This is a genomic window from uncultured Sphingomonas sp. (assembly GCF_913774285.1).
GTDB lineage: Bacteria > Pseudomonadota > Alphaproteobacteria > Sphingomonadales > Sphingomonadaceae > Sphingomonas.
In genome coordinates, this window is the sequence record NZ_CAJYHX010000008.1 from 105,841 (window position 1) to 126,714 (window position 20,874).

Genomic DNA, 20,874 nt, shown 5'->3' on the forward strand with positions numbered 1-20,874 from the left:
CGTCATCCCGACGAAAGTCGGGATCCATTCGCCACTCGAGCGTAGCAGGAGCCGATCCGGCGACCCCAATGGATTCCGGCTTTCGCCGGAATGACGAAGGTGGGGTGGAGGACGCAAGCCTCAATCATACTTCGTCACCAGCCAGCTCCACACGCCCCAGGCGAGCAGCGCCCACACTCCCAGCACGATCGCGATCCCGCCCCAGCTCACCGGCCGGTGGCTGGCTTCCTCCGCCGCCGCGCGGTGCTCGGCAAACTGCTCGGCCGGGATCAGCCGCTCGAACAGCCACACGCCGAGCGGGATCAGGATGGCGTCGTCCACCAGTCCCAGCACGGGGATGAAATCGGGAATGAGGTCGATCGGTGACAGCGCATAGGCTGCGACCAGGATGCCAACGATCCGCGCAGCCATCGGCGTACGCGGATCGCGGATGGCGAGCCATACGGCATGCGCCTCGGTGCGGACGCGGTGTGCGAGCGAAGGACCCATGGCCCTGAATCGCGCGACCGCGTGCCGCCGTCAATCTCGGCTCATCGCTCCGCGGTCGTCTCCACCTTGGCGTGGCTGCCGGTCTCGTCCGACTTGATCGTGCCGCCGAACAGCATCTTCACCTTGCCGGTGAGCGACATGTCCGTCTCCCACAGCTCGGCATCATCGATGTCGACGCGGAGCAGCGCGAGGTTCGGGTCCTGCTTGCCGCCCGGAAACCAGGCTTCGACCTGGCTGTTCCACAGCTTGTCGATCATCGCGAAGTCGTTGTCGACGCGCGCGGTGCCCGAGAGGCAGGCGAAGAAATCATGCCCCTTGGACACGAACTGCAGCATCGCCGGACCACCCTTGGCCATGCGATTGTCCTTGCCGATGAAGAAGAAGATCGTGTCGACCTGGTCCTCGTCGAGCTGCGCGGTCAGCGGCTCGCTGTGCTGGCCGTCCTGCAGGCCCGCCATCATGAAGGGGCTGTCCGCCAGCTTGGACCAGAAATGCTTCTTCAGTTCGACCTTGTCGGCCATGATCGTCTCCCGAGTTTGGATACTGTCGGGTAACGTGCAGGTCCGCTCAGGCGTTCCGGATCGCGGCGGCGGCGCCGATCAGTTCGAGGTCGGCGCGGTTGACCAGCGCGACCGGCGTTTCGGCGAGCTGGCGGCGAAAGGCGGCGCGCGCCTCCATCCTCCGGCGGAAACCGGGCTGCTTCAGCTGCGTCTCCAGCGCACGCGCGATCGCGCCGGTGAGGAACACGCCGTCCCAGGCATCGAAGGTCAGGACGAGATCGCCGACGAACGCACCGAGATGCTCGACGAACATCCGCACGACCGCGGCGGCGATCGGATCGCGCCCCGCATTACGGGTCACGTCCTCCGGCGCGGGCAGCCGCTTGCCGCCGGACAACGCCTCATAGGCAAGCAGCAGCCCGTTGGCGCTGAGCAGCGTCTCGACCTCGACCAGCCCGCCGCGCGTCTTGCAGAAGGTGGCGAACCGCTCCTCGTCGCCGGTCTGCGGGGCGAAGCCGATATGCCCCGCCTCGCTCTGCACCGGCACATGGCGGCCATCGGCGCTGATCAGCGCGGCGACGCCCAGGCCGGTGCCCACGCCGATCACCGCATAATTGCCGCCCGGCGCGATCGGTTTGGGCGCCGGGCCGGGGAGCGCGGTAAACGTTGTCGGCGGCAATCGGGTGAGCGCCAGCGCATTGGCGGCGCACTCGTTGAGCGCCACCGGCTTCTCGCGCAGCACCGCTTCGACGCCCGCGAGCGAAATGTACCAGCGGCTGCCGGTCAAGTTGATCAGGTCGCCGCGCACCGCACCGGCCACGGCGAGCACGCTCGGCAGCCGCGCGTCGCGCAGGCCTACGCTGCAAAGATACGCCACCAGGGCACTGGTGAAGGTCTGATGATCGCTGTTGGAAAAGCGCTTGACCTCGCGCGGCTCGTCGCCCTCCACGCCCCCGGTGAGGCCGAAGCGGACAGATTGTCGGCCAATATCGGCCACCAGCGCTACGCCATGTTCCATCGAGCCCTCTCTCCCCTGCCGGCTTCTTCTCGAGCCTCGGACAGGCGATATCGCTAACAATGGTTACGGGAGCAATAAATAACCAGCGAACGCTGCTCTTATTTCATGCGGTGCGCGGGTCGCTGCCGAAACGATTGGCACCGATCGCCGGCGACCAGTAGAGCGCGACTGCCAGGATCGCGAGCGCGACTTGCCCGGCCAGCGGCAACATCGGAACGCCGGGATGTAGTCCGATAGCCACCCGGGTGCGGTCGAGATCGCCCGCCACGCCGATTGCGGCGAGCAGCAGCCCGGGGATCGCCGGCAGGCCGACATCGTGCAGCCGGCGCACGATCAGCCCGATCAGCGGCACGAACAGCAGCAGCGCCAGCGCCTCTTCCACCGCGACACGGCGCCAGAAGACGGTGACGCTCAGCGCCGTCGGCGGATGGAAGAAGTGGAAGCCGAGGAACAGCAGCAGTTCGCCGATCGCGATCAGGATCAGCGCGCTGGTCAGCTCGCTGCGCGTCGAGCGGCCCTGAAACACGAAGCTCTGGCCGATGGCGCGGAGGCCGTTCCGCAGCGACACCCCGTCGCGATAGCTGGCTGCTGTCATGGCGTGGAGGGTGCAGCGCGCCGCACCCTCCGGTCAAGTGGTTACAGCGTCTCGAAAAGACCCGCAGCACCCATGCCGCCGCCGATGCACATCGTCACGACGACGTACTTGGCACCGCGGCGCTTGCCTTCGATCAGCGCATGGCCGGTCATCCGCGCGCCCGACATGCCGTATGGGTGGCCGATTGAAATCGCGCCGCCGTTGACGTTGAGCAGCTCATTGGGAATGCCGAGCTTGTCGCGGCAGTAGAGCACCTGCACCGCGAAGGCCTCGTTGAGCTCCCAAAGACCGATATCGTCCATCTTCAGGTTGAAGCGCTCGAGCAGCTTGGGGATGGCATAGACCGGGCCGATGCCCATCTCGTCGGGCTTGGTACCCGCCACCGCCATGCCGACATAACGGCCGAGCGGGGTGAAGCCGCGCTGCGAAGCCAGCTTCTCCTCCATCAGCACGCACGCCGAGGAGCCGTCGGACAGCTGGCTGGCATTGCCCGCGGTGACGGTGCCGTTCGGTACCACCGGCTGCAGCGCCTGCAGGCCCTCCAGCGTCGTCTCGGGGCGGTTGCCCTCGTCCTTGGAAAGCGTGATTTCCTTCTGCGAGACTTCCTTGGTCTCCTTGTTGACCAGGTTCATCGTCGCGGTGACGGGGACGATCTCGTCGTCGAACTTGCCGGCGGCCTGCGCGGCGGCGGTGCGCTGCTGCGACTGGAAGGCATAGGCGTCGCACGCATCGCGCCCGATGCCATAGCGCGCGGCGACCACTTCGGCGGTCTGGAGCATCGGCATATAGGTGTCGTTGTGCATCGCGATCAGTTCGCGATCGGGCTCGACGCGCATCTGCGGGGTCTGCACGATGCTGATCGACTCGACGCCACCGCCGAGGGTGATGTCCATATTGTCGACGACGATCTGCTTGGCCGCCGTCGCGATCGCCATCAGGCCCGACGCGCACTGGCGGTCGATCGACATGCCCGGCACGTCCACCGGCAGCCCGGCGCGGAGCAGCGCGAGGCGGGCGATGTTGGGCGCCTGGCTGCCCTGCTGGAGCGCGGCGCCGAACACCACGTCGTCGACCTGGCCCGGCTCGATGCCGGCCCGCTCGACCGCCGCGCGGATCGCGTGCGCGCCCAGCGTCGGCGCCGGGGTGGCGTTGAACGCCCCGCGATAGGCCCGGCCGATGCCCGTACGGGCGGTGGAAACGATGACTGCGGAGCGCATTTCCTGTCCTTCCTTCTTCGCTCCCCTCCCGCTTGCGGGAGGGGCTGGGGGAGGGGCTGAGCCCCTCCGGTTCCGTTGTTTCGAGGCTAGACCAGCCCCTCCCCTAACCCCTCCCGCAAGCGGGAGGGGAAATTAGACGTAAACCAGCGCGATCCACTCGGCGATCACCGCCGGCTTCTCCTCGCCTTCGATCTCGAGCTGATATTCCTGCAACTGTTCCCAGACGCCGGGCTGCCGCTCGACGAACTTCCTGAGCGTGAACCGCCCGCGCACCCGCTTGCCCGAGCGCACCGGGGTGAGGAACCGCACCTTGTTCCCCCCATAGTTCACGCCCATCCGCGCGCCCGCGATCGCCGGCGCATCGGTGCGCGCGGCGAGCATCGGCATCAGCGACAGCGAGAGGAAACCATGGGCGATCGTGCCGCCGAACGGCGTCTCCGCCGCGCGCACCGGATCGACATGGATGAACTGGTGGTCGCCGGTCGCTTCCGCGAACTGGTCGATCATCGCCTGGGTGACCTCCACCCAGTCCGAGACATGCTCGGCGCCGATCCGTTCGGCCATCTCCTGCGGGGTGACGGTCGCCGCCAAGACTATCCTCTCGCGTAATTATCTTTCATAGGCACGCCATATCTAGTGGGGCCACCGGCCTCCCTGCAAGCTTTAGCCGACCGGAAACTGGAAAATGCCGACTGCCGTACCGTCACACCACCGCGAATTGATGGCCAAGCTGCATCGTGCGGCCGAACCCGATGTTCTAAAACCGCTTCTGGAGCGCGCGCGACTCACGCCCGATTCGCGCGAGCGGGTGATGGATCATGCGCTGGCGCTGCTGGCGGACCTGCGCGCGGCGCAGACCCGCGGCTGGGTGAACCAGTTCCTCCAGGAATACCGGCTCAACTCGTCCGAGGGCGTCGCGCTGCTCAGCCTCGCCGAGGCGTTCCTGCGCGTGCCCGATCCCGAAACGGCCGACCTGCTGATCGCCGACAAGATCGGCGATGCCGACTGGAAGGCGCATTCGGGCAAGTCCAATTCGGTGCTGGTCAATTCCGCCACCTGGGGCCTGATGCTCGGCCGCGCGCTGGTCGGCGACGAGAAGACGGGGGCGCTCCGCCGGCTGATCTCGCGCGCCGGCGAGCCCTTCGTCCGCCAGGCAGTGGGCGCCGCGATGAAGCGGATGGGCGAGGTCTTCGTGATGGGCCGCACCATCGACGAGGCGATGAAGCGGATGAAGAAGCCAGAGAACAAGGGCTTCACCGCCAGCTTCGACATGCTGGGCGAGGCGGCGCGGACCAAGGCCGATGCCGAACGCTATTTCCAGGCCTATTTCGAAGCGATCCGCGCCGTCGGCCGCGATCCCAAGGCGGGGCATTCGATCTCGGTGAAGCTCTCGGCGCTCCACCCCCGCTACGAAGTCGCGCAATATGACCGCTGCGTGCCCGAGCTGACCGACATGCTGGCGCAGCTCGCCTCGGAGTCCGCCGCGCAAGGCATCCCGCTCACCGTCGACGCCGAGGAGAGCGAGCGGCTGGAAATGAGCCTCGACATCATCGGCTCGGTCGCGCGGCGGCCGGAGCTCAAGGGCTGGAACGGCTTCGGCATGGCGGTGCAGGCCTATGGCAAGCGCGCCCGCGCGGTGATCGGCTGGGCCGACGATCTCGGCCGGCCGATGCACGTCCGCCTGGTCAAGGGCGCCTATTGGGACAGCGAGATCAAGCGCACGCAGGTGGAAGGCCTGTCGGACTACCCGCTGTTCACCCGCAAGGCGGCGACGGACGTGTCGTACCTCGCCTGCGCGCGCGACATGCTTGCGGCCCGGAACATCGTGCCGGCCTTCGCCAGCCACAACGCGCTGACCGTCGCCACCATCCTCGACTGGGCGGGCGACAATCGCGACTTCGAGTTCCAGCGCCTCCACGGGATGGGCGAAGGGCTGTACGAGCGGCTGGTCAACGAACAGGGCTATCACTGCCGCATCTACGCGCCGGTGGGCGGGCACCGCGACTTGCTGGCCTATCTGGTCCGTCGCTTGCTCGAGAACGGCGCAAACTCCAGCTTCGTCCACCAGCTCGCCGACGAGCAGCTGAGCGAGGCCGAGCTGCTCGCCGATCCGGTGGAGAAGATCGCGGCGGTGGGCGGTACGCGGCACCCGAGCATCCCCCTGCCCGTCGAGCTGTTCGGCGCATGGAAGAATTCGAGCGGCATCGACCTGGCTGAGCGGACGATCCTTGCGGATACCGCGGCGGCGATTGCCGCAACGCCCGTCCCGAACGTTCCCCTCCCGCTTGCGGGAGGGGCTAGGGGAGGGACTGACGTGGCGAGGGCGGATTCCGCTGCAAGCATCCCCTCCCCCGCCCCCTCCCGCAAGCGGGAGGGGAGCGCAGGCGGCGAGGTTCGGTCCGCCATCGACCGCGCCACGGCCGCCTTCCCCGGCTGGGCCGCGACGCCGCTCGCTACCCGCGCCGCGATCCTCGAGCGCCTTGCCGACTTGCTCGAGGAGAATCGCATCGAGCTGATGGCGCTCGCCGTCAAGGAAGCCTTCAAGACCATCCCCGATGCGCTCGGCGAGGTCCGCGAGGCGGCCGATTTCTGCCGCTATTACGCGCTCCAGGCGCGCACCGGCCTCGCGCCGATCACCCTCCCCGGGCCGACGGGCGAGCGCAACGAGCTGCGCATGGACGGCCGCGGCGTGTGGGCGACGATCGCGCCTTGGAACTTCCCGCTCGCGATCTTCCTCGGCCAGACCGCCGCGGCGCTGGTCGCGGGCAACGCCGTCGTCGCCAAGCCCGCGCCGCAGACGCCCGAGATCGCCCGTGCGGCCGTTCGCCTCGCCCATCAGGCGGGCGTGCCCGAGGATGCGCTGGTGCTGGTGACCGGCGGCCCGGAGGTGGGCGCCGCGCTCACCTCGGACCCGCGCATCGCCGGCGTGGCCTTCACCGGCTCGACGCCGACCGCCAAGAAGATCGCCGCGTCGCTCCTCGAAGGCGACGACCGCCCGCTGGTGCCGCTGATCGCCGAGACCGGCGGCATCAACGCGATGATCGTCGATTCAACGGCCTTGCCCGAGCAGGTGGTGGCCGACGTGCTCACCTCGGCCTTCCGCTCGGCCGGCCAGCGCTGCTCGGCGCTGCGCCTGCTGCTGCTGCAGGAAGAGATCGCCGAGGGCGTGATCGAGATGCTGCGCGGCGCGATGGAGCTGCTGATCTTGGGCGACCCCGCCGATCCGCGCACCGATATCGGCCCGGTGATCGACCAGGCGGCCTATGACAAGCTGATGGCCTATCGCGACAGCGCCAAGGCCCAGTGGATCAAGACCGTGCCGGTCCCCGCGACCGGCCTGTTCGTGCCGCCGACGATGATCCGCATCGACCGGCCGGAGGACCTGACCCGCGAATGGTTCGGCCCGATCCTCCACGTCGCCACCTGGAAGGCGGGCCAGCTCGCCGAGACGGTGGCGCGGGTGAACGCCAAGGGCTTCGGCCTGACGATGGGCCTGCACAGCCGTATCGCCCGCTCGGCCGAGCTGGTCGAGGCGGAAGCGCGCGTCGGCAATCTCTACATCAACCGCTCGATGATCGGCGCGGTGGTGGGCTCGCAGCCCTTCGGCGGCGAGGGCCTGTCGGGCACCGGCCCGAAGGCGGGCGGCCCGCACTATCTGCACCGCTTCTGCGCGGAGCGGGCGGTGTCGGTGGATACGACCAGCGCCGGCGGCAACGCGACGCTGCTCAGCCTGGACGAAGGGGGGATTTGATTGGACCTATCTATCCTCTCCCTTGAGGGAGAGGATAGCGAAGCTTGGCGGCTTGCCGCCTAGCGAAGCTTGGAGAGGGTGAGCGGCGCGCAAGCGCCGCTTGGCTGCTCGATCGTCGAAGTGCCCCTCTCCCTCCCACTGCCTTCGGCAGCGGGCCCCTCCCTCTCCCCGGTGGGGAGAGGGGGTGGCAATCGGCTCAACCGCCGTGCGTGGCCATCCACTGCTCGACGACCGGCGCGATGCGGTTGCGCCATTTCGAGCCGTTGAAGATGCCGTAATGGCCGACGCCTTCGGCCAGATGGTACTGCTTGTGCGATTCCGGCAGGTTGGTCGCGATGGTCAGCGCCGCCTTGGTCTGGCCGATGCCCGAAATGTCGTCGCGCTCGCCCTCGATCGCGAGGATGCCGATGTCCGTGATCGCACCCGGATCGACCTTGCGGCCCCGGTGCAGCATTTCGCCCTTGGGCAGCGCATGCGTCTGGAATACCACTTCGATCGTCTGGAGGTAGAACTCCGCGGTCATGTCGCAGACCGAGCGATATTCCTCGTAGAACTTCATCGTCGCATCGGCGCTCTCGTCGTCGCCCTGGACGAGATGCTTGAACATCTCCCAGTGCGAGATGAGGTGGTTGCCGAGGTTCATCGTCATGAAGCCGGCGAGCTGCAGGAAGCCGGGGTACACCTTCCGGCCCGCGCCCGCATAGGTCATCGGCACGGTGGCGATGACGTTGTGCTCGAACCAGCTGTACGGCCGCTCGGTCGCCAGCGTGTTCACTGCCGTCGGGGCTTCGCGCGTGTCGATCGGGCCGCCCATCATGGTGAGCGTCGCCGGCCGGTTGGGATGGTTGTCCGCGCTCATCACCGCCGCAGCGGCGTAGCAGGGCACCGAGGGCTGGCACACCGCCAGCATGTGCGGCCGGGGATCGCCCTCGGCGCCGATATGCGCCAGGAAATCGATCACGTAATCGACATAGTCGTCGAGGTCGAACTTGCCCTCGCTGGTCGGCACCAGCTTGGCGTCACGCCAGTCGGTGATGTAGACATCGGCCACCGGCAGCATCCGCTGCACTGTGCCGCGCAGCAGCGTGGCATAATGGCCGGACATCGGCGCGACGATCAGCAGCTTCGGCCCGCCCTCGACACCCTGGCGCACGAAGCGCTTAAGCTGGCCGAACGGCTTGCGCAGCACGATCTCCTCGCGAACCTCGACCTTGCGGCCGTCGATCTCGGTGAAGTCGAGCGCGAAGGCTGGCTTGCCACGCGGCGCCGAGGCGTGCGCGAACACCTCCAGCGCCGAGGCCATCACCGGGCCGCCGCCGAAATAGGCGAACGGGTTGGCCGGATTGTTGAGCAGGCCCGCCCCGAAATTGGCCAGAGCACTCGCACCGGCGAGCATTGAACGTTGGAATTCGTAAGCGTCGTACAGCATAAAATTCCTTCCCCGTGCCCCGATCCCTGCAGCGGGGGTTGTCTTACCACTTATATAGACGCGCGCCTTGTGCGCCGCAACGTCGTAGCTATGCGGAACAGAGAGAACCGGAGGTGGTTCCCCTGCCCTGCGAACCGCGCTACGCGGTCCGGCATGGCCGACACGACCCCGCCGCCGGCGCCGCGCCGCAAGCTCAGCAGCCTGCTCGTCATCTGGCAGTTCACCCGCCGCTATCCGCTGCAGATCGCCATTGCGATGGTTTCGCTGCTGACCTCGTCCGCCGCGACATTGTGGATCCCGCGCACTTTCAAGCAGATCGTCGACAACGGCTTTGCCGCGGGCGCCGACACCAGCAGGATCGGCGTCTATTTCGAGGGCCTGCTGGCGGTGATCCTCGTGCTTTCGATCGCGACGGCGGTCCGTTTCTTCTTCATCTCCTGGGTGGCGGAGCGGACCGTGGCGGACCTGCGCGTCGCGGTGCACCGCAATCTGCTGCGCCTGCCGCCGAAATGGTTCGAGGAAAACCGCCCGTCGGAGATCGCCTCGCGACTCACCTCGGATACCGCGCTGGTCGAGCAGGTGGTGGGATCGACCGTCTCGATCGCGCTCAGGAACCTGCTGACCGGCATCGGCGGGGTGATCTACCTGTTCGTGCTGTCGCCCAAGATCGCCGCCTATCTCATTGTCGGCATGCCGCTCACCGTGCTGCCGATCGTGTGGCTGGGCGGGCGCGTGCGGCAATATTCGCGGGCGAGCCAGGATCGGGTTGCCGATATTGGCGCGATCGCCTCCGAGACGCTCGGCGCAATGCGGATCGTCCAGGCCTTCGGGCAGGAGCGCCGCGAGGGACAGCGCTTCCAGGACGCGGTGGTGCGCAGCTTCGCCGCCGCGCAGAAGCGCTTCGCCCTGCGCGCGGTGATGACCGCGCTGGTCATCGGCCTGCTGTTCACCGCGATCACGCTGATCATGTGGGATGCAGTATCGGGCGTCGCCGCCGGGCAGATCAGCGGCGGCGCGATCACCGCCTTCGTGATCACCGCCGGCCTCGTCACCGGCTCGTTCGGCGCGCTGACCGAAGTGTATGGCGACCTGCTGCGCGCCTCGGGCGCCGCCAGCCGGCTTGCCGAGCTGCTCCAACAGGAGCCGGACATCGCCCCGCCCGCCAATCCGGTGGCGCTGCCCAGCCCGGCCGAAGGGGCGATCGCGTTCGACGCGGTGACCTTCCGCTACCCGACGCGGCCCGAAGTCTCGGCGCTGCAGGACTTCTCGCTGTTCGTCGCCCCCGGCGAGACGGTGGCAGTGGTCGGTCCCTCGGGCGCCGGCAAGTCGACGCTGTTCCAGCTGCTCCAGCGCTTCTACGATCCCGAAAGCGGCGAGATCCGGATCGACGGCGTCGCCATCCCCAAGGCCGATCCGGCGGAGGTCCGCGCCCGCATCGCGATGGTGCCGCAGGAGACGGTGATCTTCGCCGCCAGCGCGCGCGACAATTTGCGCTACGGCGCCTGGGACGCCAGCGACGCGGCCATCTGGGCCGCCGCCGAGGCAGCCAACGCCGCCGAGTTCCTCCGCAGCCTGCCGGACGGGCTCGACACCTTCCTCGGTGAGGGCGGCGCGCGGCTTTCCGGCGGTCAGCGCCAGCGGCTCGCCATCGCCCGCGCGCTGCTCCGCGACGCGCCGATCCTGCTGCTCGACGAGGCGACCAGCGCACTCGACGCCGAGAGCGAGAAGCTGGTGCAGGATGCGCTCGAGCACCTCATGCAGGGCCGCACCACGCTGGTGATCGCCCACCGCCTCGCCACCGTGCGCGCGGCGGGACGGATCATCGTGATGGACGGCGGGCGGATCGTCGAGACCGGCACCCATGCCGAGTTGGTGGCGCAGGGCGGGCTCTATGCCCGCCTGGCCGCGCTGCAGTTCAGCGAAAGCGCCTAGGCGGCCAGCGCCTTGCGCGCTTCGATCCACTCCGCGAACGCCGCCACTTCCAGCGGCCGCGCAAACCAATAGCCCTGCGCTTCCTCGCAACCCATGCCGGCGAGGATCGCGGCGGCGGTCTCGGTCTCGACTCCCTCGGCCACTACACGGCGGCCGAGCTTATGGAGCAGGCCGACCATCGTCTCGACGAGCACGTAATCGGCGCCCTGCGGGGCCGACAGGCCGCGCACGAACGCCTGATCGATCTTCACGACATGCGCCGGCACCTGCTGAAGATAGGCGAGACTGCTATGCCCGGTGCCGAAATCGTCGATCGCCAGCGCAATGCCCGCCTCAGCCAGCTCGCGCAGCATCGCCAGCGCCTTTTCCGGCTGCGCCATCATCGCGCTTTCGGTGAGCTCGATCTCCAGCTGCGACGGCCGCAGCGGCCGCGCGATCAGCGCCAGCTGGATGCGCTGGATCAGATCGGCCTCCATCAGATTGGCGGCCGAGATGTTGATCGACAGCGTCAGGTCGAGTCCCGCCGCGCTCCACGACGCGAGCTGGTCGAGCGCATGCTCCAGCACCCATTGTGTCGCCGGCCGCGCCAGGGCGGTCTGCTCGATGATCGGGATGAACTCGGCAGGCGACACTTCGCCCAGCGTGGGATGGCACCAGCGCAGCAGCGTCTCCGCGCCCAGGCACCGGCGGGTGGCGAGATCCACGCGCGGCTGGAAAACCAGCCGCAGCTGGTCCCCCGCCTCCAGCGCTTCGCCGAAATCCTGCAGCAGGTCGTAATGCCGGCGCATCTCGCTGTCGCGCGTTTCTGAATAGAGCGCGATCGCGCCATCGTTCCGCCGCGCGTCCTGCGCCGCACTGGCGGCCCCACGCAACACGTCTTCCGGCGCCACCTCGCCGAGGCGGAACGGCCGCACGCCGATCGCGACGCTGGTCACGAAGCGCACGCTCGATGTGGCGCGGATCGCCTCGAAGCCGCGCTGGAGCACCGCGACATAGCCCTCGACATCGACCTCCGGCGGCGAAAGGAAGGCGAATTGAGTGGTGCCGACATGATAGGCCGTGCGGTTCGCGCCAAGCGCGCCCTGGATCGCATGCGCCGCCTCGCGCACCATCTCGTCCAATCGCGCAGCACCCATCGCCCCGACGATCTTGGCGATCTGATCGTCGCGGGCGAGATCGGCCACCACCGCGATCCGCGCCTGGCCGGGACAGTCGAGGGCAAGATCGGCGAGATCGTCCCGGAACTGCGCGCGCGTCGGCAGGCCGCTGATCGGATCGATCCGCCCGAAGGAATGCTGCAGCTCGATCTGCTCCATTACCATCGCGGCGAGATCGGCCAGCGCCGCAAGTTCCCCGGGCGTGGCGACGCGCGGTTCGGTGCCCAGCACGCAGAGCGCGCCGAGCCCATAGCCTTCCTTGGTCACCAGCGGTGCGCCGGCGTAGAAGCGCGTGCCATGGGCCGCGAGCAGGCTGTCGGCGTAGAAGGGGTGCGTCGCGAAATCCTCGATCACGACCACGTCACGCACTTCGGCGACCTCGGAGCAGGGCGCCTTTTCGCGCGGGATACTGCAATGGTCGACACCGACGCGCGACTTGAACCATTGCCGGTCCTTGTCGGTCAGCGACACCGCCGCGATGGGCAGCCCGAAGACGTGCGCGGCCATCCGCGTGATGCGATCGAAATGCTCGCTCGGGGGCGTGTCGAGCAGCTTCAGCTGATGCAGCGCGTCGAGCCGCGCCGCTTCCCGGTAATCCTGCACAATCGTTCCCTTCGCCGTCCATTATAGACGCCGCGAACGAACGATTCCGCACAGCACTGTATTGTGGTGGTTAATCGGCCATGATGCTGGCCGCGACCGCCTCGGCAACCTTGATGCCGTCGATCGCCGCCGAAAGGATGCCGCCGGCATAGCCCGCCCCCTCGCCCGCCGGGAACAGCCGCGGCGTGTTCAGGCTCTGGAAGTCCGGTCCTCGGGTGATCCGCAGCGGCGAGGAGGTGCGCGTCTCCACCCCGGTCATCACCGCCTCGGGATGATCATAGCGCGCGATCTGGCGACCGAACACCGGCAGCGCCTCGCGGAATGCCTCGATCACGAAGTCGGGAAGGCACTGCGCGAGATCGGTGGGTGTCACCCCCGGCTTGTAGCTCGGCACCACCTGGCCCAGCGCAGTCGAGGGGCGCCCGGCGAGCAGGTCGCCGACCAGCTGACCCGGCGCGTTGTAGTTGGAGCCGCCCGCGATAAAGGCCGCGTCCTCCCATTTGCGCTGCAGCTCGATGCCCGCGAGCGGACCGCCGGGATAATCGCGCGCGGGATCGATCGCCACGACGAGGCCCGAATTGGCGTTGAACTCGGCGCGCGAGTACTGGCTCATGCCGTTGGTGACGACGCGACCCTCTTCGGAGGTCGCCGCCACCACCCGCCCGCCTGGGCACATGCAGAAACTGTAGACGGTGCGGCCATTGGCGCAGTGGTGTGACAGCGCATAGGCAGCCGCGCCCAGATCGGGATGCTTGGCGCAGTTGCCGAAGCGCGCCTGGTCGATCCAGCTCTGCGGATGCTCGATCCGTACGCCGATCGAAAAGGGCTTGGCCTCCAGGTGCACGCCCGCCTGGTGGAGCATCTCGAAGGTCGGGCGTGCGCTATGGCCGACTGCCAGCACGACATGGTCCGCATCGAGGAAGCTGCCGTCGTGGAGGTGCAGGCCACGCATCTTGCGCTCGCCGTCGAGCTCGATCCGGTCGACGCGGGTCTGCCAGCGATATTCGCCGCCCAGTTCCTCGATCGTGCGACGCATGCTCTCCACCATCGTCACGAGGCGGAAGGTGCCGATATGCGGATGGGCCTGCCACAGGATGTCGTCGGGCGCCCCGGCCTGCACGAACTCCTCGAGCACCTTGCGGCCGAGGAAGCGCGGGTCCTTGACCCGGCAATAGAGCTTGCCGTCGGAGAAGGTGCCCGCCCCGCCTTCGCCGAACTGGACGTTCGAATCCGGGTTGAGCTCGGAGCGACGCCACAGGCCCCAGGTGTCCTTGGTCCGCTCGCGCACGATCTTGCCGCGATCGACGATGATCGGGCGGAACCCCATCTGCGCAAGGATCAGCCCGGCGAACAGACCGCACGGCCCCGCGCCGATCACCACCGGACGCAAGCCATTCCAGCCCTCGGGCGCGTGCACCGGCGGGCGATAGGTCATGTCGGGCGTCGGCCGCACGTCCTTGTCACCGGCGAGCCGCGCCAGCACCTCGGCCTCGTCGGTCAGATCGACGTCGACCGTATACACCAGCAGGATCGCGTTGCGCCGCCGTGCATCGTTGCCGCGCTTGAACACGGTGAAACCGCGCACGTCCGCCGGCGCCACGCTCAGCCGCTGCGCGATCGCAGGCGCGAGCGCATCGGCGGGATGATCGAGGGGCAGGGAAAGTCCGGACAGGCGCAGCATCGAAACGGGGGTTCCAACAGATTTCGGGGATTGATTGCTCCCCTTAGCCGCATGGGCGCGCGCGGCAAACCGGGGATTGGTGCGTAGCGCTCAGTCGCGGGCGAGCGAGTCGCGCAGCGCCTGCGCCTCGCGATTGAGCTGCGCCAGCCGCTCCAGCGTCAGGTCGGTCTTCTCCAGCACTGCCTCGCCCAAGCAGCCGCATTCCTCGCGGATCGCCTGGCCCTGGCCGGTGAGGAACACCTGCACCTGCCGCTCGTCCTCCGGATTGCGCTTTCGTTCGACCAGCCTGGCAGCCTCCAGCCGCTTCACCAGCGGGGTGATCGTGCTCGATTCGAGCGCGAGCCGCGCACCGATCGCGCCGACGGTGCGGCCGTCCTTCTCCCACAGCGCGTGGAGCACCAGATATTGCGGATAGGTGATCCCCAGCCGATCGAGGATCGGCTTGTAGACGCGCGTGATCGCCATGCTCGCGCTGTACAGCGAGAAGCAGAGCTGGCCGTCGAGCGGAAGCGGGGCAGGCATGGGCAGAAACTCCTCCCCGCCGAACTGTGGCGGGACGAAACATATATCGCGATAAATAATTCTCTGGACAAGAGGGACAACCTCGCCTATCTATCCATTATCGCGATAACGATTGTCGCTACATTAATAAGGAGACATCCGATGTCGGTCGATGTGAAGTACACCACCAAGGCTACTGCAACCGGCGGTCGTGACGGCAGCGCACGGTCGGAGGACGGCGTTCTCAACGTAAAGCTCTCCACCCCGAAGGAACTGGGCGGCGCGGGCGGCGACGGCACCAATCCGGAGCAGCTGTTCGCGGCGGGCTATTCGGCCTGCTTCATCGGCGCGCTCAAGGCGGTCGGCGCAGGCATGAAGATCAAGGTCCCGGCGGAGACGACGGTGACCGCGACGGTCGGCATCGGCCCGCGTTCGGAAGGCGGCTTCGGCATCACCGCCGATCTGCTGGTCACCCTGCCCGGCCTCGACCGCGAGGAAGCGCAGAAGCTGGTCGACGCCGCGCACCAGGTGTGCCCGTATTCCAACGCGACCCGCGGCAATGTGAATGTCGGACTGACGCTGGCGTGATCACGCGATGCCCTCTCCCTCCGGGGAGAGGGTTATCCCCCAGGGCACTCTACTCCGTCGTTCCCGCTTTCGCGGGAAGGACGATTGAGAAGCGGGCCGCCCCTCCTTAGACCCGCATGTCCAGCAGCGAGCCCATCATCCGGTCCTCGGTCTTGATCACCGAAAGGTTCGCGCGAAACGAGAACAGCGCCTTGCGCTGCTCGACATCCTCGCTGGCGAAATCGACGTCTGGCGCCTCGATGTTCCCATCCTCATCGGCATCCTGCGATTCCGGATCGTAGCGGGGCCCCGTGCCCGGCACCGTCGGCACCGGCTTGGCATTGACGCCGCCCGCCGCGGCCGCGGCCTGGTAGATCGCGATCGGCTGATAGGCATGGTTGATCGTCTTGCCGATCGCATTCGCCGCCGTCACCGCCTTGGCGGTCTCGCCAGTGGTATTGGCGTTGGCGACGTTCTGCGCGCTGACGTTGATGCGCGTAACGCTGGCCTGGACCCCCGATAGGGCAATGTTGGTGGCGATCATGGCGCTACTCCGATGCGCCAGTGTCGCAGCAGTATGTGAACGAGCGGTTGCCGAACATGCTTAACTGCCCGCAGACTCAACAACAGCCACAGCTGCCGCGCCCGCTCCGGACCCTTGGCGATCCTGTAGCGCACGCAGCATGCACGATCGGCTGCGGAATGGCCGGTGCGTTTTGTCGCAGGTCAGCCCTCGAGGAACGCGGCCAGTTCCTCCGGCGTACCGTTGGGGAAGGCCGCCTTCAGATAGTCGAGGAACGCCGACACTCGCGCGCTCAGCAGTCGCCGCGACGGATACAGCGCCCATAACGCCACCGCCGCGCCGGCAAGATCGCCCCAATGGACGAGACGGCCGCTGGCGATGTCGCCGCTTACCAGCGACAGCGGCAGCCGTGCCGCGCCGACTCCCATCCGCACCGCGTCGCGCAGCATCATGTTCGACGACATGGCCAGCACCGGTGCCACCGGCAGTTCAACGGGGCCGTCGGGCGTTGCCAGCTTCCACACCTCTGAGCCGCCCAGCGCCCCGCGCACCAGCGCCGGTACCGTCTCTCCCGACGCCGGCCGCGCCAACCCGGGCGCTGCAACCACCACCTGCCGATCGTGAAGGAAGGCGCGGCCGACCAGAGCAACATCCGGCTGCGGATTGACGCGGATCACGAGGTCATAGGATTCTTCGACCATGTCGACAGCGCGATCCTCGACGATGATTTCCGGCCGCACCTCGGGATAGGTCAGCGCAAAGCCGGCTGCGATCTTGCCCATCGCCGCCTGGGAGAACAGCAACGGCGCGCTGATCCGCAGGCGCCCGCGCGGACGATCGCCACCCGAGGCAATTGCCGCCGTCGTTTCCTCCAGTTCGGTGAGCAGTTGGCCGGTGCGCGCGAACAACGCCCTGCCTTCCTCGGTCAGCTGGAGGTTGCGGGCGCCGCGCTCGAACAATCGCAGAGCCAGCGCCGCCTCCAGCTCGGCAACACGCCGCGACAGCGTCGCCTTGGGCCGGCCAGTCGCCCGCGCCGCCTTGCCGAAGCCGCCATGCCGGGCAACGAGGTTGAAATCGGCGAGCGCCAACAGATCCATATCGTTCCACCTACGAGACACTGCGTCCATATATAGCGTCTATTGGATCGCCTGCGGATCACTAATTTTGGGGTCAGCCAAGCAACGGCCAGCAAAGGACCTCCGCCATGATCTATTCGACCGCCACCGTCCCGGTGAACCCCGCCGGCGAAACCCCACTCACCCGCGATCAGGTGTGGAAGGGTCTGGAAGCCAAGGCGCGCGACGCCCGCCTGTTCCTCCCCGAAGGTCTGTGCACCGGCTGCGACGTGACCGAGGAGAGCGCCACCCATTTCGTCCGCGAGGCGACCATCGCCGGCGCCGATCTGCGCGAGATCATCGTGCTGGAGCCGAAGCGCAAGATCACCTTCTTCCAGGCGACCGGCCCGCGGGAAGGCGCGATCGTCAACGAACTGTTCGAGGACCCGGACGGCGCGCTCCAGCTGCGCTTCTATTGCCACCTCGGCCTGCGCGACCGCGCACCTGGCGGCCCCGAGGAACAGGCCGAGCAGGCCAGCTTCGACAGCGAGCGCGGCTACAAGGCCGCCCTGCTCTCCACGCTCGAGCGCACCCGCGAACTGCTGGCCGACGGCCGCCTCTGATCACCTCTTCGCCCGCAAGGAGACACCACGTGACCGACATCTGGACCCCGCTCGCCACCAGCACGCTGCAGCTCCCGCACCGGCTGGCCATGGCGCCGATGACGCGCAGCCGCGCCAAGCCCGACGGCACCCCCGGCGACCTCGCGCCGCTCTATTACACCCAGCGCGCCGGCTTGGGGCTGCTGATCACCGAAGGCACCCAGCCTTCGGACGATGGCCAAGGCTATCTCGCCACGCCCGGCATCTACACCGATGCCCATGTTGCCGGCTGGCGGACGGTGACCGATGCCGCCCACGCCGCCGGCGCGCGGATCTTCCTCCAGCTGATGCATGTCGGCCGCCGCGCGCATCCCGACAATACACCGCACCATCGCCAGCCGGTCGCCCCCTCGGCGATCGCGCCGGGCGAGGACATGTTCACCCTGGGCGGCATGCGGCCGATCCCCGAACCGCGCGCGCTGACCACTACAGAAGTGGAGCAGACCGTCGCCGACTTCGCACACGCCGCGAAACGCGCGATCCAAGCCGGTGCCGACGGCGTCGAGATTCACGGCGCCAATGGCTATCTGGTGCACCAGTTCCTTGCCACCGACGCCAACCGGCGCAGCGACCGATATGGTGGATCGATGGAGAATCGCGCGCGCTTCGCGATCGAGGTGGTGCGCGCCGTCGCCGATGCGATCGGCCCCGAACGCACCGCGATCCGGCTGTCGCCCGGCGTCCCGACCGGCGGCATCGCGGAGGGGGCCGGCAACGACGATCTCTACCGCTATCTGGCGACCGAGTTTGACACGATGGGCCTCGCCTATCTGCACCTGCTGTTCGTCCGCGGCGAGGATCCGCTGCTCGCCGCGCTGCGCGAGCGGTTCCGCGGCACGCTGGTGCTCAACCGCCCCGGTCGGCAGCGCGACCGAATCGGGGCGGATGTGGCGGCCGGACTCGCCGACGTGGAAGCATTGGGCGTGCTGGCGCTGGCCAATCCGGACCTGGTCGAGCGGTTGAAGCGCGGGGATGCGTTCAATTCGGTACGCCCGGCGCTATTCTACGCGGGCGGCGGTGCGGAGGGGTATACGGACTATCCGACGCTCGACGCAGGATGAAGGGAAAGGCGGGTGCAGCCTATGGCTCGCCCGCCGGCTTTTCAGCCCAAATACTCGGAAGAATCTGGATGTAGCAAGCGCCTCGATCGACGCATGCAGTCCCGAGCAAAACAACGCGGCCAAGGCGGCGGCGGGGCCCCGAAGGGCGGTTTTCAGATCGGAAATTCCGGGGAAATGGTGGAGCCGAGGGGGATCGAACCCCTGACCTTCGCAATGCCATTGCGACGCTCTCCCAGCTGAGCTACGGCCCCATTCCCCGGGAAGGCGGCCCCTCTATAAGGGCCTTGCGGGGTTGGCAAGCGCCTTTTTCGCGCTTGCCAAATTTTTTCGAGCTTACTGCTCGTCGTCGTCGCTGACGGTCTCGACGCCCAGGTCGTCGTCGCCGCCCAGATCAACGTCGTCGTCCGGCGAGGGCTCCTCGTCGTCCGCCCCGATGTCCAGATCGTCATCGCCCACCAGATCCGAATCCTCGGCTTCCGGCTTGTCGGCATTGGCCTTCACTGCCTCGAACGGCAGCGGCTGCTTCGACTTCAGGATGGGCTCAGGCTCCCAGGCGAAACCGCAGTTGATGCAGGTGACCGGCTCGTCCTTGGTCAGATCATAGAAGCGCGTACCGCACTTCGGGCAGCTGCGCTTGGTGCCCCATTCCGGCTTCACCATGTGTTGCCTCTTCGCCTTTCGCTGTGTTCGGAGATTTCGGGATGTGATCCCGGAAAGTGGGGCGCGCCTTGCCATGCTGCAAGCCGCCTGTCAAAGCCGCGCCCATGTCGAACACCGATCCCCGCCCTCTCACCCTCGCCGCCCGTGGTCCGCTGCGCGGCACCGTTACCGTTCCCGGCGACAAGTCGATCAGCCACCGCGCGATCATGTTTTCCGCGCTCGCCGTCGGTGAAAGCCGGATCGAAGGCCTGCTGGAGGGCGAGGACGTGCTCGCCACCGCTGCGGCGATGCGGGCGATGGGCGCGCAGGTGGAGCGCGGCGCCGACGGTACGTGGCGGGTCCAGGGCGTCGGCGTCGGCGGGCTGCAGCAGCCCGCCCAGGCGCTCGACATGGGCAATAGCGGCACCTCGACCCGCCTGCTAATGGGCCTGGTCGCCAGCCACGGCATCACCGCCACCTTCACCGGCGACGCGTCACTATCGGGCCGCCCGATGGGCCGCGTCATCGAGCCGCTGAGCCAGATGGGTGCCGAGATCACCGCCAGCCCCGGCGGCCGCCTGCCGCTGATGCTCCGCGGCATGTGCCCGGCGGTGCCGATCGAATATACCCTGCCGGTCGCCTCGGCGCAGGTGAAGTCGGCGGTCCTGCTCGCCGGCCTCAACACGCCCGGCATCACGCGTGTGATCGAGCCCGTCCCCACCCGCGACCATAGCGAGCGGATGCTGCGCGGCTTCGGCGCCGAGCTAACCGTCGAGGACGGCCCCGACGGCAAGATCATCTCGATCAGGGGCGAGGCCGAACTCAAGCCCCAACACATCGTCGTGCCGGGCGACCCCTCCTCCGCCGGCTTCTGGATGGTCGCCGCCTCGATCGTGCCGGGATCGGAAATCACCATCGCCAACGTCTGCATGAACCCGACGCGCACCGGGCTGATCACGGCGCTGCGAATGATGGGCGCCGACATCGCCGAAACCAACGCCCGCACCGTTGGCGGCGAGCCGGTCGCGGATTTGGTCGTCCGCCACGCGCCGCTCAAGGCGATCGAAGTGCCCGCCGATCTCGCGCCGAGCATGATCGACGAATATCCGGTGCTGTTCGTCGCCGCCGCGCTTGCCGAAGGTCGCACCGTCGCCCGGGGCGCGCACGAACTGCGCGTCAAGGAATCGGACCGGATCGCCGCGATGCGCACCGCGCTCGAAGCCTGCGGCGTCGTGACCGAGGAGTTTGAGGACGGACTCGCCATCCAGGGTTCGGCCGGCGCACCGCTGGCCGGCGGGGGCAAGGTCGCGACGCTGCTCGATCATCGCATCGCGATGAGCATGACCGTCGCCGCGCTCGCCGCCGAACAGCCGACCGCGATCGACGACGTCGCGCCGGTGGCAACCAGCTATCCGAACTTCTTCGCCACACTGGACGCACTGACTCACAGCTAATGCGACAAGTTCACGGCAAGTCCCTTGACGCACGGCGCAC

The 20,874-nt window shown here is 67.8% G+C and carries 19 protein-coding genes and 1 tRNA gene; 6 read left to right on the forward strand and 14 right to left on the reverse strand.

Features of this window, described 5'->3' with window-relative positions; all coding sequences use genetic code 11:
* Positions 1-120 precede the first annotated feature (120 nt).
* The 6 genes from QZ670_RS04230 to QZ670_RS04255 form a co-directional block, all read right to left on the reverse strand.
* The gene (locus tag QZ670_RS04230; RefSeq protein WP_294252544.1) at positions 121-489 is read right to left on the reverse strand and encodes a YkvA family protein; all 369 of its coding nucleotides are present in this window, start codon (positions 487-489) and stop codon (positions 121-123) included.
* Positions 490-530: 41 nt separating this feature from the next.
* Positions 531-1,010: a pyridoxamine 5'-phosphate oxidase family protein gene (locus QZ670_RS04235; RefSeq protein ID WP_294252545.1), complete on the reverse strand. Its 480-nt coding sequence runs from the start codon at positions 1,008-1,010 to the stop codon at positions 531-533.
* A 46-nt stretch (positions 1,011-1,056) separates the two neighbouring features.
* Positions 1,057-2,007 (reverse strand): glucokinase, encoded by a 951-nt coding sequence (locus tag QZ670_RS04240; protein WP_294252546.1) that lies wholly within the window; start codon positions 2,005-2,007, stop codon positions 1,057-1,059.
* A 103-nt stretch (positions 2,008-2,110) separates the two neighbouring features.
* Entirely contained in the window at positions 2,111-2,602 is a 492-nt protein-coding gene (locus QZ670_RS04245; RefSeq protein WP_294252547.1) for a DUF805 domain-containing protein, read from the reverse strand.
* A gap of 41 nt (positions 2,603-2,643) precedes the next feature.
* On the reverse strand, positions 2,644-3,819 hold the full coding sequence (locus QZ670_RS04250) for an acetyl-CoA C-acyltransferase (RefSeq protein WP_294252548.1): 1,176 nt from the start codon (positions 3,817-3,819) through the stop codon (positions 2,644-2,646).
* Between the two features lie 132 nt (positions 3,820-3,951).
* On the reverse strand, positions 3,952-4,383 hold the full coding sequence (locus tag QZ670_RS04255) for a MaoC family dehydratase (protein WP_294252769.1): 432 nt from the start codon (positions 4,381-4,383) through the stop codon (positions 3,952-3,954).
* 121 nt (positions 4,384-4,504) lie between these two features.
* On the opposite strand from QZ670_RS04255, the gene putA reads away from it, so the two are divergent.
* Entirely contained in the window at positions 4,505-7,570 is a 3,066-nt protein-coding gene (gene putA / locus QZ670_RS04260) for a bifunctional proline dehydrogenase/L-glutamate gamma-semialdehyde dehydrogenase PutA (protein ID WP_294252549.1), read from the forward strand.
* A gap of 196 nt (positions 7,571-7,766) precedes the next feature.
* Here putA and phaZ read toward each other — a convergent pair whose 3' ends face one another.
* Positions 7,767-8,999, reverse strand: a complete 1,233-nt coding sequence (phaZ, locus tag QZ670_RS04265) for a polyhydroxyalkanoate depolymerase (protein ID WP_294252550.1) — start codon at positions 8,997-8,999, stop codon at positions 7,767-7,769.
* Positions 9,000-9,152: 153 nt separating this feature from the next.
* On the opposite strand from phaZ, the gene QZ670_RS04270 reads away from it, so the two are divergent.
* Positions 9,153-10,931: an ABC transporter transmembrane domain-containing protein gene (locus QZ670_RS04270; RefSeq protein ID WP_294252551.1), complete on the forward strand. Its 1,779-nt coding sequence runs from the start codon at positions 9,153-9,155 to the stop codon at positions 10,929-10,931.
* Here the strand turns inward: QZ670_RS04270 and QZ670_RS04275 are convergent.
* The 3 genes from QZ670_RS04275 to QZ670_RS04285 form a co-directional block, all read right to left on the reverse strand.
* Positions 10,928-12,691 carry a GGDEF and EAL domain-containing protein gene (locus tag QZ670_RS04275; protein WP_294252552.1) on the reverse strand — a complete coding sequence of 588 codons (1,764 nt, stop codon included), beginning with the start codon at positions 12,689-12,691 and terminating at the stop codon, positions 10,928-10,930. The two genes, QZ670_RS04270 and QZ670_RS04275, sit on opposite strands and share 4 nt — an antisense overlap.
* A gap of 70 nt (positions 12,692-12,761) precedes the next feature.
* Positions 12,762-14,372: an NAD(P)/FAD-dependent oxidoreductase gene (locus tag QZ670_RS04280; RefSeq protein WP_294252553.1), complete on the reverse strand. Its 1,611-nt coding sequence runs from the start codon at positions 14,370-14,372 to the stop codon at positions 12,762-12,764.
* Positions 14,373-14,462: 90 nt separating this feature from the next.
* A complete protein-coding gene (locus QZ670_RS04285) occupies positions 14,463-14,894 on the reverse strand; it encodes a MarR family transcriptional regulator (protein ID WP_294252554.1) in 432 nt (143 codons plus the stop codon).
* Between the two features lie 141 nt (positions 14,895-15,035).
* Here QZ670_RS04285 and QZ670_RS04290 point away from each other — a divergent pair, with 141 nt between their 5' ends.
* Entirely contained in the window at positions 15,036-15,461 is a 426-nt protein-coding gene (locus tag QZ670_RS04290) for an organic hydroperoxide resistance protein (protein ID WP_294252555.1), read from the forward strand.
* Positions 15,462-15,567: 106 nt separating this feature from the next.
* On the opposite strand, the gene QZ670_RS04295 is transcribed toward QZ670_RS04290, so the two are convergent.
* Both QZ670_RS04295 and QZ670_RS04300 read right to left on the reverse strand, forming a co-directional pair.
* Positions 15,568-15,984: a flagellar biosynthesis protein FlgC gene (locus tag QZ670_RS04295; RefSeq protein WP_294252556.1), complete on the reverse strand. Its 417-nt coding sequence runs from the start codon at positions 15,982-15,984 to the stop codon at positions 15,568-15,570.
* Between the two features lie 182 nt (positions 15,985-16,166).
* Positions 16,167-17,060, reverse strand: coding sequence for a LysR family transcriptional regulator (locus tag QZ670_RS04300; protein WP_294252557.1), 894 nt, complete (start codon positions 17,058-17,060; stop codon positions 16,167-16,169).
* Between the two features lie 107 nt (positions 17,061-17,167).
* Between QZ670_RS04300 and QZ670_RS04305 the strand changes: the two genes are divergently transcribed.
* Entirely contained in the window at positions 17,168-17,641 is a 474-nt protein-coding gene (locus QZ670_RS04305) for an AtaL-like protein (protein WP_294252558.1), read from the forward strand.
* A 29-nt stretch (positions 17,642-17,670) separates the two neighbouring features.
* Complete coding sequence (locus tag QZ670_RS04310) at positions 17,671-18,741, forward strand: alkene reductase (protein WP_294252559.1); 1,071 nt, start codon at positions 17,671-17,673, stop codon at positions 18,739-18,741.
* Between the two features lie 175 nt (positions 18,742-18,916).
* Here the strand turns inward: QZ670_RS04310 and QZ670_RS04315 are convergent.
* Positions 18,917-18,992 (reverse strand) — tRNA-Ala (locus QZ670_RS04315).
* Between the two features lie 82 nt (positions 18,993-19,074).
* Positions 19,075-19,401, reverse strand: a complete 327-nt coding sequence (locus QZ670_RS04320) for a TIGR02300 family protein (RefSeq protein ID WP_168844944.1) — start codon at positions 19,399-19,401, stop codon at positions 19,075-19,077.
* A 104-nt stretch (positions 19,402-19,505) separates the two neighbouring features.
* On the opposite strand from QZ670_RS04320, the gene aroA reads away from it, so the two are divergent.
* Positions 19,506-20,834, forward strand: coding sequence for a 3-phosphoshikimate 1-carboxyvinyltransferase (gene aroA, locus QZ670_RS04325; RefSeq protein WP_294252560.1), 1,329 nt, complete (start codon positions 19,506-19,508; stop codon positions 20,832-20,834).
* Positions 20,835-20,874 lie beyond the last annotated feature (40 nt).